Source organism: Actinosynnema sp. CS-041913 (assembly GCF_050942485.1).
In the GTDB taxonomy this organism is placed as follows: Bacteria; Actinomycetota; Actinomycetes; order Mycobacteriales; family Pseudonocardiaceae; genus Actinosynnema.
This window is the reverse complement of the sequence record NZ_CP192037.1, coordinates 2,745,505-2,762,039: the sequence shown is the minus strand read 5'-3', so window position 1 is coordinate 2,762,039 and position 16,535 is coordinate 2,745,505. Positions and strand designations below refer to the sequence as shown.

Genomic DNA, 16,535 nt, shown 5'->3' with positions numbered 1-16,535 from the left:
CACGCGGACTATCGGTCGGTTATCCGAACTCTTCCGCCGCGACGCCGTCCAGCCGGGCCAGCACACCGGCCACCGTCGGCTCCTCGAAGAACAGCCGCATCGGCATCGCCACGTCGAACGCCGTGCGCACCCGGCTCATCAGCCGCACGGCGGTCAGCGACTGGCCGCCCAGCTTGAAGAAGTCGTCGTCCACACCGCACGTCTCCACGCCCAGCACCTCGGCGAACAGCGCGCACAGCCGCGCTTCCCTTGCGTCCGAGAGCGATCGCCGCGCAACCGGAGCGTCCGCCGCCTCGGCCGCGGCCGTCGCGCGCCACTCCGGCACCGACAGCCCACCGATCCGCCGGTCCGGCGACTCCGACACCTCGTCCAGCAGCCCGGTCAGCGCGCCGATCAGCAGCTCCGCCGCGTCGGGAGCGACGAAGTCCAGCGCGTGCACCAGCTCGCCCACGATCCCGTCGGGCGTGCCGTCGGCCGCGAACGTCTCACGAAGCTCGAACTCCAAGTCTACTTTGGACACTTCCGGACGCGGCTCGGTGACCGCGGTTCTCAGGCCGGGCAGTTCCACGGTGGGCGGCTGCTGGTTGTGGAGCGTCAGCATCACCTGGAACAGCGGGTGGTGCGCGGCCGACCGCACCGGGTTCACCGCCTCGACCACCCGCTCGAACGGCGCGTCCTGGTGCGCGTAGGCCGCGAGGTCCGCCGCCCGCACCCGGCGCAGCAACTCGGCGAAGGTCGGGTCGCCCGACGTGTCCGCCCGCAGCACCAGCGTGTTCACGAAGTACCCCACCAGCCCGTCGAGCGCGTCGTCGGCACGTCCCGCGACCGGGCAGCCGATCGCGATGTCGTCACCGGCTCCGAACCGGCTCAGCACCGCGGCCAGACCTGCTTGCAGGACCATGAACACGGTCGTGCCGGAGCGCTGCGCGAGCGCGGCCAGCCGGGCGTGCACGGCCCGGTCCAGCCGGACCTCCCGCACTCCCGCGCGGAGCGAACGCCTCGCCGGCCGCCTGCCGAGCGCGGGCACGTCGAGCACCGGCGGCAGCCCATGCAGCGCCCGCGTCCAGTGCTCCAACTGGCGGTCCAGCAGACCAGCGAGAACTTCGTGCTGCCACACGGTGAAATCCGCGTACCGCACGGGCAACGGACGCCACTCCACCGCGTGACCGGCCAGTCGCGCGCGGTAGGCGTGGGCCAGATCCTCCACCAGCGGACGCACCGACCAGCCGTCGCACGCGATGTGGTGCACGAGGACGTGCAGGACGTGCCGGTCCGGACCGAGCCGGAACAGGCTGAACCGCGACGGCGCCTCGGTCTCGATGTCGAACGGCCGCTCGTTCTCCCGCGCCACCGACGCGTCCAGCCCACCGGGCGGCACGTCCACCGCGGACAGCCGGACCTCCGCCAGGGGCCGCACGACCTGACGGCCCTCGCCGGCCACTTCCGGGTAGACCGTGCGCAGGACGTCGTGCCGGTCCACCACATCGGTCAGCGCGGCCGACAGGGCGGACACGTCCAGCGCGCCGGACAACGTGAGCAGCAACGGGAGGTTGTACTGCGCGCTCGGCCCTTCGAACCGGTGCAGCAGCCACAGCCCGCGCTGCGCGGCGGACAGCGGCGGCTCGGCCACACCGGTCGGCCGCACCGCCGGACGCGGCGGCCCGGTCACGCCGTCGAGGTGCGCGGCCAGCGCTTCGGCGGTCGGCGCGTCGAACACCGCGCTCACCGGCGCCTCCACCCCCAGCCGCGACCGGATACCGGTCACCAGCCGGGCCGCCAGCAGCGAGTGCCCGCCCAGCCGGAAGAAGTCGTCGTCCACCGCGACCTCGGGCAGCCCGAGCAGTTCGGCGAACAGCGCGCACAGCACAGTCTCCCGTTCGGTGCGCGGCTTCCGCCCGGAGGACAGCGCGCCGGGGTCCGGGTCGGGCAACGCCTTGCGGTCGAGCTTCCCGTTGGGTGTCAACGGGAAGTCGGCCACTTCGACGAGAACGGACGGCAGCATGTGCGCGGGCAGGACGCCGGCGGCGAACGCGCGGACGTCGGCGAGCTCGACAGCACCACCGGCGGGCACGAGGTAGCCGACCAGCCGCTTGAACCCCGCCGCGTCGTCCCGCGCGGCGACCGCGGCCCGCGCCACCGCCGGGTGCGTGCCCAGCACGGACTCCACCTCGCCGAGTTCGACCCGGAAACCCCGCACCTTCACCTGGTCGTCGGTCCGGCCCAGGTACTCCAGCCGCCCGTCGGCACGCCGCCGCCCGAGGTCCCCGGTCCGGTAGAGGCGAGCGCCCGGCGGGCCCCAGGGGTCGTCCGGGAACCGCTCGGCGGTCAGCTCGGGACGCCGCCAGTACCCCAGCGCCACACCGAGGCCGCCGATGTGCAGCTCGCCGACCTCCCCGTCCGGCACCGGTTGCCGCCGGGCGTCCAGCACGTGCACGGTGGTGTTCCAGATCGGGACGCCGATGGTGGGCGGCTCACCCGCGCGCACCTCCGCCGACGTCGACCAGATCGTGGTCTCGGTGGGCCCGTAGAGGTTCCGCACGCTCGCGCCCAGCTCCACCATGCGAGCCGCCAGCGCGGTCGGCAGCGCCTCGCCGCCGACCAGCATCGTCAAGCCCCGCAACGCTTCCGGCTCCGCCGCGACGAGCGACTGCCACAACGACGGCGTGGCCTGGAGGTGGGTGATCCGGTGCTCCCGGATCATCTCGGCGAGGGCCGCCGGGTCACGCGTGTCCTCGGCCACCACGACCGTCCCGCCGACCAGCAGCGGCAGGTACAGCTCCAGGGCGGCGATGTCGAAAGACGGCGTGGTCACCGCGAGCAGCCGGTCGCCGGCCCGCGGCCCGATCAGCTCCGCCATGCACAGCAGGAAGTTGACCAGCGCGCGGACCGGCACCACCACGCCCTTCGGCCGGCCCGTCGAACCCGAGGTGTAGATCACGTAGACCGGGTCGGCCGGACCGGCGGCGGGCGGCAGGTCGTCCGCCGGGAACTCCGCCACCAGCGGCGACCGGACCTCCTCCCCGGTCAGCACGTGGATCGGCTCGACGTCGTCCAGCACCTGCCGCACGCGGTCCGCCGGGTAGCCCGGATCGACCGGCACGTACGCCGCGCCCGACTTCTGCACGGCCAGCAGCGCCACCACCAGGTCGACCGACCTCGGCAGCACCACCGCCACCCGCCGGCCGGGCTCCGCGCCGCACGACCGGAGCCGCCGCGCGAGCCGATTCGACCGGGCGTGCAACTCACGATAGGAAATGGCCTCGCCGCCGGAAACCAGCGCGACCGCGTCCGGCGTCCGCTCCACTTGCCGCCGGAAAAGCCCGACGACCGTCACCTCCGGCAGAACGCGCGCCGTCCCGCCCCATTCACCCGCCTCGTCCAGCACGCAGTCAACCTAGGCAGCGGCCTTTTCGGTCCGATATTGAAGTCATTTCGGCCGGTGCCGCACCGGGGTACGACCGACCGACCGGTCGGAACGGATCTGCTGATCACCCCTGCACCGGGCGTTGTCGCTGGGATACGGTGTCGGCGATCGCGTGGCCGGACCTGCGAACCGGGTCCGGCCACATCAACAAGTTCGGGGGGGCCGACTTGGATCAGCAATTGGAATTCAGGCTGTTGGGCACGCTGGAAACACGGTTAGGAGGACGGCTGGTGCACCCCGGTGCGCCACGGCAACGCGCCGTCCTGGCCGTGCTCCTGCTGTCCGCCGACCGCGTCGTGCCGATGGAGCACATCGCCGACGTCGTCTGGGACGGACACGCGCCCACCACCGCCCGCACGCAGATCGCGATCTGCGTGGCGGCTCTGCGCAAGGCGTTCAAGAACGCCGGATGGAACCAGGAGGTCATCACCACCAGCGCGCCGGGCTACCGGCTGCGCGCCGCCGACCACAGGATCGACCTGCTCGAATTCGAGACCATGGTGGCCCGTTCGCGCGACCTCGTGCGACGTCGTGACGCCGCCGCGGCCACCGACACCCTGCACCGCGCGCTCGCGCTGTTCCGCGGACCGCTGCTGGCCGACGTGCCCGGCAGGCACGTGGCGACGCACCGCGCGCGGGTGGAGGAGCTGCGGCTGTCCGCCCTGGAGCAGTTGCTCTCGCTGCGGCTGGACCTGGGGCAGCACCAGGAGCTGATCGGCGAGCTGACCACGCTGGTCTCGGACAGCCCGGCGCGGGAGAAGGTGCGGGCGCTGCTGATGCTCGCGCTCTACCGCGCCGGTCGGCGCGCCGAGGCGCTGGACACCTTCCGGCGGGGTCGCCGCCAGTCCATCGAGGAGCACGGCCTGGAGCCGGGGCCGGAGTTGCAGCGGCTGCACAACGCCATCCTGCGGGACGATCCGACGCTCACCTCCGCCAGTGGCCCGGCGGTCGTGCGCACGCCCGCGCAGCTACCGCCGCGCATCACGGCACTCGTCGGCCGGCAGTGGGAACTGGCCGCGCTGGACCGGTTCGTCGCCGCGCCCGGCTCGTCCCTCGCGGTCGCGTCGATCAGCGGCGGGCCGGGCGTGGGCAAGACGGAACTGGCCGTGCAGTGGAGCAGACAGGTGGCGGACCGCTTCCCGGACGGGCAGCTATTCGCCGACCTGCACGGCCACCACCCCGCCGGGCCCGCCGACCCGCGTGACGTGCTGGCGGGCTTCCTGCGGGCGCTGGGCGTGCCCGCGGGGCAGGTCCCGGAGGACACCACCGAGCGCACCGCGCTCTACCGCAGCATGGCGCACGGGCGGCGGATGCTCGTGCTGCTGGACGACGCCGAGTCGTTCGCCCAGGTGCAGCCGCTGCTGCCGGGCGACGAGCGGTGCTGTGTCGTGGTCACCAGCCGGCGGCGGATCTGCGAGGTGCCCACCGGGCTGTCACTGCACCTGGACCCGTTGGCCCGTCACGACTCCAGCTTGCTGCTGGCCGACCTGACCCGGGCCCGGCCGACGTCCGAGGCGGTGCTGGACCGGGTCGCGGAGCTGTGCGAGGACCTGCCTCTGGCGCTGCGCGGCGTGGGCGCCCTGCTGGCGTCCAAGCCGCACTGGACGGCGCGCGAGCTGGTGGCGAAGCTGGCCGACGACCGGACCCGGCTGGACCACGTGAGCTTCGGCCCGACCGGTGTGCGCGCGGCCCTGGCCGCGAGCTACGACCGGCTCGGCGACCGGGCGAAGGAGATGTTCCGCAGGCTGAGCCTGCTGTCCGTGCCGGACTTCCCGGCGTGGATCGCGTCGTCCACTCTGGACGCCGACCCGGTGGAGGCAGAGCAGCTAGTCGAGGAGCTGGTGGAGGCGCACCTGCTGCACGTGGCCGGCGGGCGGTACCGGCTCCCCGAGCTGGTGCGGCTGTTCGGCCGGGAACGGGCCGCGTGCGAGGACTCCGGCGACGCCCGCCGCGCCGCGTGCCGGCGGGCGTTCACGCGCTGGCTGGAGGAGGCGCGGGACGCGCGACACCGGTGCGGCGCCACGGGAGTCGACGATGCCGGGTGGTTCGCGACCGAGCGGGCCTCGCTGGCGGCGGTGATCGCGCAGTCCGCACAGATGGGGCTGCGCGAGGTCGCCCGTGAGCTGGCGAGCACCACGAGCGCGGCGGCGGGCGCTTGTGCGGTGTCCGTGGCGAGCTAGCCCGGTCCGCGCCGGAGACCGGACAGCGGGAACGCCGCCCACGACCAGTCGTGGGCGGCGTTCTCCGTTCGTATGCGGTCACCGCACGGCGTCGAGCCGGCCGGTCACCTCGCGCACCCACGACGGCTCGTACACCGAGTCGACGTACCGGTCACCGAGATCCGGCGCGATCGCGACAGCCTGCCGCGCGCCGTGGTCGGCGAGCCACCGTGCCGCACCCGTCACCACCGTGCCGGTCGACCCGCCGAACAGGAAACCCTTGCGCGCCAGGCGATGGCACATGTCGATCGCGTCGGACTCGGTCACCTGCACAACATCGTCCACCTGCGCCAAGTCCAGCATCGGCGGCCGGACACCCGCGCCCAGACCGGGGATGAACCGCATCAGCGGTGGGCCGCCGAACGTCACCGAGCCCACCGAGTCGACCGCCACCACGGTCACCCCGGGTCGCCGCTCGTGGAAGTAGCGGGCGCAGCCCATCAGCGTCCCGGTGGTGCCCGCGCCGACGAACAGCACGTCCAGTGCGGGGAACCGGTCGGCGATCGCGGGCGCGGTGGTGCGGTAGTGCGCCTGCCAGTTCGCCGCGTTCTCGTACTGGTTGAGCCAGACGTGCCGGTCGTCGGCCCGGACCAGGTCCCGCACGTGCCGCAGCCGCGCGCCCAGGTACCCGTCGACGGGGTCCGGCTCGGTGACCACGTGCACGCGGCTGCCCAGCGCCTCGATCATCCGCACCGTGGCGGGATTGCAGCGGGTGTCGGTGACGCACAGGAAGTCGTAGCCCTGGTCGGCGGCCAGGACCGCCAGCGCCACCCCGAGGTTCCCCGACGAGGACTCCACGATCACCGAGCGCGGGCCGAGCAGCCCGTCCCGCTCGGCCGCCGCGATCATCGCCTGCGCGGCCTTGAGCTTGATCGAGCCCGCGAAGTTGAAGCCCTCGCACTTGAGGTACAGCCCGAACTCCGCCGTGAAGTCCACGAACAGGTCGTCCGCGTGGAAGTCCTGCGGCGCCGCGATGATCGGCATCCGGCCCGCCTCAGGCCGGTGCGCCGTAGCGGCGCAGCTCGTGGAAGAACCCGTCCACCACGTGGAGTCCGCCCGCCCGTTCGACCTCGCGGTACACGTGCAGGCCGACCGCGAGGTCCAGCACGCCCAGCCCGAACGGCGAGAACACCAGCGGCCGGTCGTGCGGCAGCTCGACCGCGCCGGTCATCACGTCGTGCAGCGTGCTGTCCAGGAAGTCCCGGTGCCCTACCCGCTGCTCCGCCAGGTGCACGGAGGTGTCCGCCTTCAACACGTGCTCGACGTCGTCCACGATGTTGGTCGACGCCAACACTATTTCCGGTGACAGGTCGCGCAGCGAGATGTGCAGCACCTGCGGGTCGTGGGCGAACCAGCCCGGTTCGGTCACGTGCGGACGGCCCGCCACGGTGGCGAACACGACCAGGTCCGACGACCGGACCAGCCGCTCCGGCGACTCGTGCACCCGAACGTCCACTTCGGACTGCCGGAGGTAGTCGGCGAACTGCCGGGCGTGGTCGGCGGACGTGTCGTGCACGCCGACCCCGTCGAACCGCCAGCCGGTGCCCGCCAGGTAGGTGTGGATGTACCGGGCGATCAGCCCGCAGCCGAAGAAGCCGACCCGCGTCGGGCGGTCGCGGCCCCGGTTGAGCCAGTCCGCCGCGAGCGCCGCCGACGCGGCCGTGCGGACCGCGCTGATGATGGAGCTTTCCAGGCAGGCGAACGGGTAGCCGGTCTCCGGGTCGTTGAGGATCAGCACCGCCGACGCGCGCGGCAGGCCGGACGGGACGTTGTCCGGGAAGCTGGAGATCCACTTCAGCCCGTCCACCGGTGCGTCGCCGCCGAGGGACGCGGGCAGGGCGATGATCCGCGACGACGGGCGGTCCGGGAACCGCAGGAAGTACGACGGCGGGTTCACCGTCCGGCCGTCGCCGTGCAGCCGGTACGCGTCCTCGATCAGCGACACCACGGAATTCTCGGTCCCGGCGAGCGCGCGGTGCACCTGCTCGCCCGGGACCACCGCGAACCGCGGGGTCATCCGCGCACACCTTCGACGCGGACGGGGTCGCCCATGGTCACGATGACGCGCCGGTCGCCCCGATAGGGCTCGCGGCTGTGCGCGGTGCGGATGTTGTCCAGCACGAGCAGGTCTCCCCCTTGCCAAGGCGTCACCCGGGTGTACGCCTCGTAGGTCTTGTTGATCAGACGCACCACGTCCGGCGTCAGCGGCTCGCCGTCGCCGTAACGGGTGTTGAGCGGGAAGCCGTCGACCACCTCGGCGAGGTAGTCGCGCACGTCCGGGTCCATGGTCCACTCGCTGAGGAACGCCACCTGGTTGAACCAGATCCGCCGCCCATCCACCGGGTGCCGCACCACGGCGGCCCGGCGCTGGCGGGTGCGCAGCACGCCTCCCGGAGACCATTGCCAGTCGATGTCGTTGTCCGCCAGGTACTTCTCCACGGTCGGACGGTCGTCCGTGCCGAACGCCTCCGGCCACGGCAGGCCGAAGTCCGCGTGGTAGCTGCGTTCCAGCAGCCAGCCCTGTTCCTCGAACCGTGCCACCAGGTCGGCGGGCAACGCGTCCAGCACCTCCGCGCCGTCCGCGATCCCCGACGCCCCACCGCTTTCCGGCGCCCGCAGGCACGCGAGCAGCAGCGTGCCCGGCGGCGCGGCCAGGTAGCTGAGTTCGTGGTGCATGCACATCACGTCGTTGGCGGGCCACAGCGCCGAGGAGTGCAGCCCGTCGCCGAAGTGCTCGCGGGCGGCAAACCCCTCCCGTTCCTCGAACGGCCGCTCGACCAGCGCCTCCCCCACCCGCCGCACGCCCGCGAGGTCCGCCAGACCGAGACCGCGCACCAGCACCGCGCCGTGCTCGGCGACCACCGCCCGCAACCCGTCCCGGTGCGCCGCCACCCAGTCCGACCCATCGGCCCTCAACCCGTCCCGATGAGCCACCGCCCGGTCCGGGCCGTCGGCGAGCACCAGCGGCGGTTGTCCTTGTCGCACCAGCACGTTCACATCGCCCTCCGCGTCTCCACCAAGGTGGCGAGATCGGCCAGCACCGGGTGCGCCACCAGCTCCGCGTGCGAGACGACCCGATCGAGCTTGAGCACCAGCCGCACCGCCGACAACGACGTGCCGCGGGCGAAGAAATCGTCGTCCCGCCCGACCGACTCGACCGGCACGCCCAGCACCTCGGCCCACGCCGCGCTGATCCACCGCTCCGTGGCGGTACCCGGCCCGGCCGGCTCCCCGCGCTCCGCCGACTCCCTGCGGTCCGCCGACTCCCCACGCGCCGCCGCGGCCAGTTCCACGAGTGCGCGCTTGTCGATCTTCCCGTTGTGCGTCAACGGAAGCGTGTCCAGCCGGTGGCACCGGGACGGCACCATGTAGTCCGGCAGCGACCCGGCCAGCCGCACGCGGACGTCCACGGCGTCCCCGGTGAAGAACGCCACCAGCGCCTGCTCCACCACGACCACCGCCGCGTCCCGCACGCCCGGCAGCTTCAGCAGGTGGTTCTCCACCTCGCCCAGCTCGACCCGGAAGCCGCGCACCTTGGCCTGCGCGTCCCGGCGGCCGAGGAACTCCAGCTTGCCGTCCGGCGACCAGCGCCCGAAGTCGCCGGACCGGTAGAGCCGTCCGCCGGGCGTCTCCGGGTCGGGCAGGAAGCTCTGCCGCGTCCGCTCGGGGTCGTTGAGGTACCCGCGCCCGACGCACACCCCGGAGAACACGATCTCGCCGGGCGCGCCGAACGGCACCCGGTTGAGGTACCGGTCCACCACGGCGATCCGCGCGTTGCGCACCGGCCGGCCCAGTGACACCGGACCGGCCGGCGGCGCGGTCAGCACCTCGTGGTTGGTGTCGTCCGAGGTCTCGGTCAGGCCGTACGCGTTGACCAGCGCCTTGTCCGGGAACGCGGCGAACCACCGGTCGGCCAGCTCCCGCTTCAGCGGTTCCCCGGTGACACTCGCACAACGCGGCCGGCGCAGCCCGCTCGCCCTGTGCAGCAACAGTTCCAGGTACGACGGCACCACCTGGATGATGTCCGCCTGCTCGCCGACGAGCGCGGCGAACCGGTCCACGTCCAGCACCGCGGACTGCTCCACGATCAGCGTGCGCCCGCCGACCAGCCACGCGGACACCAACTGCCACAGCGAGATGTCGAAGCACTGCGACGCGGTCTGCGCGACCGTGTCACCCTCCCGCACGCCCAAGTCCTCGATCTTGGCCAGCAGGTGGTTGAGCATCCCGGCGTGCTCGCACACCGCGCCCTTCGGCTCACCGGTCGAGCCGGACGTGAAGTACACGTAGGCGGCCTGGCCGGCGCCGACGGCGACACCGGGATCGTCGTCGGACCCGCCCCGGAGATCGTCGAAGAACGCGGTCGGCACGTCGCCCACCACGGCGGCGTGCCGGGGCTCGGTGACAGCCAGCGCCGCTCCCGCCCGCGACAGCATCGCGGCCACCCGCGCGGGCGGGAAACCGGGCTCCACCGGCAGGTAGACCAGCCCGGCCTTGAACAGCGCGAGCACGCACGCCGCCCACTCCAGGTCCCGCTCCAGCACCACGGCCACCACGTCCTCGGCCGTCAGCCCGCGGGCGAGCAACGCCCGCGCCAGCCGGTTCGCGCGCCGGTTGAGCTGCTCGTACGTCCACGACCGCCCGCCGCACACCACGGCGACCGCCGCCGGGGTGCGCCGGACCTGCTCCTCGAACAGCTCCGCGAACCGCCGGTCGGGCAACTCGCGCACCGGCCCCGCCAGCTCCTCGACCTGGAACCGCAGTTCCGCCGGCGACAGCAGCGACCGCGCGCCGTGCGGCGCGTCCGGTTCCCGCACGGCCGCGCGCAGTGCGTTCAAGTAATAGGACGCCAATCGCTCGACCTGGTCCGACCGAAAGGATTCGGTCCAGTAGTCGAGGCGCAGCCGGGCACCGAGGGAAACCCACAGCGAAACCGCACCGGACAATTCTGGAACGGGCTCCGGAGAACGGTCGAAAACGTGCCGGAAATCCGTCGCCGCGACCGGTCGGAGATCGTCGGCCAGTTCCACCCAGGACTGTTCCCCCAGCTCCACCCGCCACCCTGCCGGCGGTCCGCCCGTCGGGGCCACATAGCCGGTGACCACTTCGACTTCACCGCTCATCGCGCCCTGGACGCGCGTGTGCGCGGCCAGTGCCGGATAGGGTGCGATCCCCCGGAGTTCCACGGGGAGGTCCACCACATGGCTGCCGACTTCCACCAAATCCTCCGCGTATGCCGACGACGACGCCAAGGCAACGCTAACCGGACCCGTTTTCCAGCCGATATCGGAATAGTTTCCAAGCGTCCGGAAAACGGTCCACGCGCGGAACACCCGCCACGCACCGCCGCCACAGGTCTCGGCTCCGACCCGGAACCGGCAGGTTCAGCCGGGCAGGCGGCACGGTGCCGACCGCGTTCCGGAACGCACTCGTGGGGATCGGGCCGGCGCGGGCGGACGGCGGTCGCCCTGGGCGCTTCCCCCAGGTAGCGGAAGCGCACTTCGGGAATTCGCACCGCAGGCTTCCGCCGAGCGACCGGCCTGTCCACCGTTCGGCTCAATCTCGGGTTGTAGGTTGAGTTGATCGTGGTAAACGTGAACTATCGATCGTGCAACGGGGAGAATTCGTCCAACGTGGACCATCACGGGGGAACTGGGGGCACGATGGAGAACACACCCACGGGCGCCGGATTACCGGTCGCCGGGCGGCAGCCGGTCCACGACCGCGGCTCGCCACGGCGGTGCGGGAGGTCCGGCGAGACGAGCTCGGACCGCTCCTGCCGCAGGCCGATCGGATACTGACCGATCCTACGCGGACGGCCGAACGGCGCAGGCGACAATGCGCGCGGCCGGACCGCCGTGTCCGTAACCGGGCGCCTGCCGAGCGCATTCTTCGCACTGCTCGCTCCGCCGGTGCCGGCATCGTCGCACGCAGACCAGGCTTGGGGGCCGGCCCTGTGAAGAACGCGCTCATCGGCAATCGCACGCGGATTGTGCTGGCGGAACGGAGAACGCTTTTCCGGATAGGCATGCGGAAAATCATCGACGAGGCGCCGGGCATCGAGGTCACCCACCAGGTGGACACCTTCGAAGGTCTCGCCCGGCACACCGAGGAGTTACCGGACGTGGTGGTGCTCGGCTGCCTCGCCGACGTGCCGCACCCGCCCGTGGCGGTCCGCCGGCTGCTGGACCGCAGGCCGTCGGTGAGCGTGCTGGTGGTGGACGACAGCGCCGACGCGGCCTGCCGGATGCTGCCGGACGCGCCCCGGGTCGGCGTGCTGCCGCTGTCCTCCGAGCCCGACGAGTTCCTCAGCGCGATCCGGATGCTGGCCGCCGGCTACGCGTTCTTCGCCCGCCGCGACCACGCGGGCCTGCCGGAACCCCGGGCCGCCGAGCGCGGCCGGCCGCCGTTGGAGCGGATCACCCGCCGCGAGACCGACGTGCTGCGGCTGCTGGTGTGCGGGCAGACCAACTCCGAGATGGCGCGGCGGCTGTCGCTGACCGAGAGCACGGTCAAGTTCCACGTGCAGAACCTGCTCCGCAAACTGCGCCTGCCCAACCGCGCGAGCGCCGTCGCCTACGCCTACGAGACCGGGCTGATCAACGTGGGCGAGCTGACCGAGACCGCACGGAGGCCGTGAACCTTGCGCTCCCTGACCAACGGGCAGCGCGGCGCGCTCGGCGCCGCGACCGCCATGTTCTGCGTGGGCACGCTGACCGGCGTGTCACCCGCGCTGCACGACTACCCCGTCTACGGCGGGCAGGCGCTCCGCTACCTCGTCGGCGCGCTGCTGCTGCTCGCGGTGGCGCGCGCGTTCGGCAAGGGCTTCGTCCGGCTCAGCGGGCGGGAGGTGTTCTTCCTGCTGATGCTGGCGCTGACCGGACTGACCGCGTTCAACGTGCTGATCGTGGAGAGCACCCGGTTCGCCGACCCGGCCACCGTCGGCACCGTGGTCGCCGCCGTGCCGATCGTGCTGGCCCTGCTCGGGCCGGTGATGGAACGGCGCAGACCCGCGCCACGCGTGCTGCTGGCGGCCGTGGTCGTGGTCGCCGGGGTCGCCGTGACGACCGGGTTCGGCGGCGGCACGCCGCTGGGCCTGCTGCTCGCGTTCGGGGCGCTGGCCTGTGAAGCCGGGTTCTCCCTGCTGGCGCTGCCGGTGCTGACCAGGCTCGGCGCGATCCGGGTGTCCGCCTACTCGGCCGCCCTCGCCGTGCCGCAGCTCGTGGTCGTCGGGCTCCTGGTGGACGGGGCGGACATGGTGCGCGTGCCGACCGCGTCCGAGGCGTTCGCGCTGGGCTACCTCGCCGTGGTGGTGACCGTGTTCGCGTTCCTGTGCTGGTACAGCGCCCTGCCTCGGCTCGGCGCGGACAAAGCCGGGCTGTTCTCCGGTTTCCTGCCGGTCGGCGCGGTGGTGTCGACGGTCGTCCTGGGCACCGGCGAGCCGGGGCTCGCGGATCTCGCGGGCGCGTGCCTGGTGCTGGCGGGGCTCGCGATCGGGCTGCGCCCGGCGCGCGACCGGGAACGGGTCGGGGTCCGGTGAACTCGCACCAGGTGGTCGCGCTGCTGGTGGCGCTGGCGGTGATCGTCGCGCTGGCCAAGGTGTTGGGCGCGGTGGCGACGCGGCTCGCGCAGCCCGCCGTGATCGGCGAGATCCTGGCCGGCGTGCTGGTCGGGCCGACGCTGTTCGGCGGCGTGGTGGCGGACGCGCTGTTCCCCGCCGACATCCGGCCGATGCTGAGTTCGCTGGCCAACGTCGGGCTGGTGTTCTTCATGTTCCTGGTGGGCCTGGAGTTCAACCGCGAGCTGCTGCGCGGCAGGCTCGGCTCGGTCGCCGTGGTGTCGCTCGGGTCGATGCTGACCCCGTTCGCGCTGGGCGTGCTGCTGGCCACCATGCTGCGGCCCGCCGACGGGCGGCTCGCGTTCCTGCTCTACCTGGGCACCGCGATGGCGGTGACGGCGTTCCCGGTGCTGGCGCGGATGCTCGGCGACTGGGGCATGACCCGCACGAGGGTCGGCACGCTCGCGCTGGGCAGCGCGGCGCTGGGCGACCTGCTGGCGTGGTCGCTGCTCGCGGTGGCGATCGCGACCCTCGGCGCGGGCTCGGCGGAGCAGTGGCGGCTGCTGCTCGTCCTGCCGCTCGCGGCGGTGAGCTGGTGGGTGGTGCGCCCGCTGCTGGCCCGGGTCGCGCGGTCCCGGCGGGACATGTTCCCGGTGGTGCTGATCGGGTTGCTCGGGTGGAGCGCGCTGACCGAGTGGATGGGCCTGCACTTCATCTTCGGCGCGTTCCTGTTCGGCCTGGTCATGCCGCGCGGGGACGCGGCGGACCTGCGGGCGGGCGTGACGCTGCGGATCGAGCAGGTCGGCAAGGTGCTGCTGCTGCCGGTCTACTTCGTGGTGGCGGGACTCCAGGTCGACCTGTCCCGGACCACGTGGGCCGGGTTCGCCGGGTTCGGGCTGATCATGCTGGTCGCGGTGGGCGGCAAGTTCGCGGGCGCGCTGCTTGCCGCGAAGCTGTGCCGGCTGGGCTGGCGGGAGTCGGCCACCCTCGGCACGCTGCTCAACACGCGCGGCCTGACCGAGCTGGTCATCCTCAGCATCGGTCTGCAACTGGGCCTGCTGGACCGCGACCTGTACTCGCAGCTAGTGCTGATGGCCGTGGTCACCACGATGATGACCGGCCCGCTGGTGAAGCTGCTGCACCGGAAGCGCGGTGCGGAGCTGGTCACCGTGTGAGTCGACCGGTGCGAGTCGGCCGGCGTGGGTCAGGCGGCGTGGGACGGCCGGCGTGGGTCAGCCGGCGACGTCGGCGACGACCGGCCGCACGAGGTCGACCAGGGTGGCCGCGTCCACCTCGATGGTCACGTCGTCACGGCCGCTGCCGCAGTAGACCTTGCCCATGTCCGGGACGGTGGTGTGGAAGACGACCGTCTTGTCGTCCAGGTCGGTCAGCGGGCTGATGCCGCCGGGCGCCATGCCGAGCACGGCGAGATCGGCCTCGCCGGCGCGGCGCAGCTTCGACCGGGACACCCCGGCGGCCTTGGCGATCTTGCCGTACGCGGCGGGCAGCAGCATCGGCATGGACACCAGCACGAACCCGTCGTCGGTGCGGAAGGCGAGGGTCTTGAGCAGCCGTTCGGCGGGCAGCCGCAATTCGCGCTCGATGTCCTCGTAAGTCCGGATCGGCGCGTGCGGGAAAGACGAGAAAGGCACGGCGGCGGCTTCGAGGATTTGCGCGGGAGTGGGTCCGCTCATGCGCCGAGCATATCCGGCCGGGCCCCCTCCCCGACGGCAGGGTCGCCCGGCACGGATTCAGGGCCGGCCGGCGCCGATTCGAGGTCGCCGGGCACGAATTCAGGGCCGGCCGGCACGGTCGCCGGGCACTGACCCGGGGCCGCCCGAGGCGGATTCGGCGGAACGCCTGCGCATCAGTCCGTGGAAGACGAACCGGAGCACCGGGCGGCCAGATTCGTCCGCGAGTTCGCCGCGCTGCCGCAGGATCCCGCAGTCCGGCCGGGACAGCGACGCGGCCTTGCCCAGCACGGTCATCCGCCCGACCAGCAGGTCTCCCGGCCGCACGGGGCGCAGCCAGCGCAGCTCGTCGATTCCCGGCGAAACCTCGGCCGCTGCTCCGTTCACCACGGAATTCACGTACAGCCGCATGAACGTGGCCGCGACCTGCCACCCGCTGGCGATGGGCGGTTCACTCGAACGGCCGATGTGCCGGGGTTGCGGATCGTACTGGTGGGCGAATGCGCGGATCTCCTCGGCGGATATCCGGTGACTGCCCAATTCGTGCACGTCGCCGATCCGGAAATCCTCGAAATAGCGCACGCTACCTCCTCGCCGCCGCCCGCAGGCGGGGGAACAGCGCCAGCCCGGCGCCACCGATGTCCGCGCGGTGCGCGGCGACCTCCCGGCGGGTCGCCGCGACCACCGGGGCGGTCATGAACGGGAAGTCCGTGCCGAACAGCACGTGCCCCGGCTCGGCGACGGCGTCCACGCAGGCCAGCGCGCCGGCCCAGGACGCTTGCGCGGTCTCGTAGTACAGCCGGCCCAGCTCGGCATGCACCGAGTCGTCCTGTAACAAAGCCTTCTGCGCCAGGTCGTTCTGCGCTGGATCGGTCTGCGCTTGATCGTTCTGCACTGGATCGTTCTGCGCCGGGCCTTTCCGCGGCCGGCCGTTGCGGTCGGGCAGCACCCAGGTCTTGGCCAGCTCCAGCCGCCCCGCGAGGAACGGGATGGTGCCGCCGCCGTGGGCGAGTACGAACCGGATGCCGGGGAACCGCCGCAACGCGCCCCGGAACAGCAGGTTCGCCACGGCGCGGGTGGTGTCCATGACGAAGTCCACCAGGGGCGGCGGCACGGCGGCGGCCGAGTCCGGCGCGCCCGTGCAGGAGCACCGGTAGCCGGGGTTGGGGTGCACGAACGCCACCGCGCCCCGCCGGTCCAGCTCCGCCAGCAGCGGGTCGAGCTGGGGGTCGCCGAGCAGCGCGCCGTCGGCGAGGCTCGCCGGCAGCACCACCCCGTCCGCGCCCAGCACGTCGAACGCGTGCCCGACCTCGGCGAGGGAGGCGTCGAGGTCGGGCAGCGGCAAGGTCGCGAGCAGGCCGAGCCGGTGGGGGTGCTCCCGCACCAGGTCGGCGGTCCAGCCGTTGGTCGCGCGCACCAGGTCCGCCGCGTCCGGCAGCCGCAGCGCGGCGTCCGGCACCAGCACCGACAGCACCGCGGCGGCCAGGCCGCAGTCGTCCATCACCCGGAACGTGTCGTCGACCCGCCAGCGCGGCACCGGCACGCCGGGCGCCATGTGGGTCACGCCGCGGGCGGCCAGCGCGTCGGCCAGCCGCCCGTGGTAGGCGTGGTGGTGCACGTCGATCCAGTCCACGCGCGCGCGC

12 protein-coding genes are annotated in these 16,535 nt (G+C 72.7%); 4 read left to right on the top strand and 8 right to left on the bottom strand.

The annotated features are described in order from the left end of the window. Positions 1-19: 19 nt before the first annotated feature. On the bottom strand, positions 20-3,385 hold the full coding sequence (locus tag ACQPZF_RS13265) for an amino acid adenylation domain-containing protein (protein ID WP_433271684.1): 3,366 nt from the start codon (positions 3,383-3,385) through the stop codon (positions 20-22). A 269-nt stretch (positions 3,386-3,654) separates the two neighbouring features. Between ACQPZF_RS13265 and ACQPZF_RS13260 the strand changes: the two genes are divergently transcribed. Further along, positions 3,655-5,604: a BTAD domain-containing putative transcriptional regulator gene (locus ACQPZF_RS13260; RefSeq protein ID WP_433271682.1), complete on the top strand. Its 1,950-nt coding sequence runs from the start codon at positions 3,655-3,657 to the stop codon at positions 5,602-5,604. A gap of 78 nt (positions 5,605-5,682) precedes the next feature. Here ACQPZF_RS13260 and sbnA read toward each other — a convergent pair whose 3' ends face one another. From sbnA to ACQPZF_RS13240, 4 genes are read right to left on the bottom strand one after another with little or no spacing between them, the layout of a single operon-like run. After that, complete coding sequence (gene sbnA / locus ACQPZF_RS13255) at positions 5,683-6,627, bottom strand: 2,3-diaminopropionate biosynthesis protein SbnA (RefSeq protein WP_433271681.1); 945 nt, start codon at positions 6,625-6,627, stop codon at positions 5,683-5,685. A 10-nt stretch (positions 6,628-6,637) separates the two neighbouring features. Further along, positions 6,638-7,660: a 2,3-diaminopropionate biosynthesis protein SbnB gene (gene sbnB / locus ACQPZF_RS13250; protein WP_433271679.1), complete on the bottom strand. Its 1,023-nt coding sequence runs from the start codon at positions 7,658-7,660 to the stop codon at positions 6,638-6,640. Next, positions 7,657-8,640: a TauD/TfdA family dioxygenase gene (locus ACQPZF_RS13245; RefSeq protein ID WP_433271678.1), complete on the bottom strand. Its 984-nt coding sequence runs from the start codon at positions 8,638-8,640 to the stop codon at positions 7,657-7,659. Before ACQPZF_RS13245 ends, sbnB begins: the two co-directional genes overlap by 4 nt. Then, positions 8,637-10,862, bottom strand: a complete 2,226-nt coding sequence (locus ACQPZF_RS13240; RefSeq protein ID WP_433271677.1) for a non-ribosomal peptide synthetase — start codon at positions 10,860-10,862, stop codon at positions 8,637-8,639. Before ACQPZF_RS13240 ends, ACQPZF_RS13245 begins: the two co-directional genes overlap by 4 nt. Positions 10,863-11,671: 809 nt before the next feature. Between ACQPZF_RS13240 and ACQPZF_RS13235 the strand changes: the two genes are divergently transcribed. Genes ACQPZF_RS13235 through ACQPZF_RS13225 form a run of 3 tightly spaced genes read left to right on the top strand, consistent with a single transcriptional unit; the run spans position 11,672 to position 14,376 of the window. Then, positions 11,672-12,283, top strand: coding sequence for a response regulator transcription factor (locus tag ACQPZF_RS13235; RefSeq protein WP_433271676.1), 612 nt, complete (start codon positions 11,672-11,674; stop codon positions 12,281-12,283). Between the two features lie 3 nt (positions 12,284-12,286). Continuing rightward, a complete protein-coding gene (locus ACQPZF_RS13230) occupies positions 12,287-13,183 on the top strand; it encodes a DMT family transporter (protein ID WP_433271675.1) in 897 nt (298 codons plus the stop codon). Further along, on the top strand, positions 13,180-14,376 hold the full coding sequence (locus ACQPZF_RS13225; RefSeq protein WP_433271674.1) for a cation:proton antiporter domain-containing protein: 1,197 nt from the start codon (positions 13,180-13,182) through the stop codon (positions 14,374-14,376). The genes ACQPZF_RS13230 and ACQPZF_RS13225 overlap by 4 nt, the downstream gene beginning before the upstream one ends. A gap of 57 nt (positions 14,377-14,433) precedes the next feature. Here ACQPZF_RS13225 and ACQPZF_RS13220 read toward each other — a convergent pair whose 3' ends face one another. The 3 genes from ACQPZF_RS13220 to ACQPZF_RS13210 form a co-directional block, all read right to left on the bottom strand. Continuing rightward, the gene (locus ACQPZF_RS13220; RefSeq protein WP_433271673.1) at positions 14,434-14,895 is read right to left on the bottom strand and encodes an aminoacyl-tRNA deacylase; all 462 of its coding nucleotides are present in this window, start codon (positions 14,893-14,895) and stop codon (positions 14,434-14,436) included. A gap of 99 nt (positions 14,896-14,994) precedes the next feature. Continuing rightward, entirely contained in the window at positions 14,995-15,474 is a 480-nt protein-coding gene (locus ACQPZF_RS13215; protein WP_433271672.1) for a MaoC/PaaZ C-terminal domain-containing protein, read from the bottom strand. A 1-nt stretch (position 15,475) separates the two neighbouring features. Then, positions 15,476-16,525, bottom strand: a complete 1,050-nt coding sequence (locus ACQPZF_RS13210) for an amidohydrolase family protein (protein ID WP_433271671.1) — start codon at positions 16,523-16,525, stop codon at positions 15,476-15,478. Positions 16,526-16,535 lie beyond the last annotated feature (10 nt).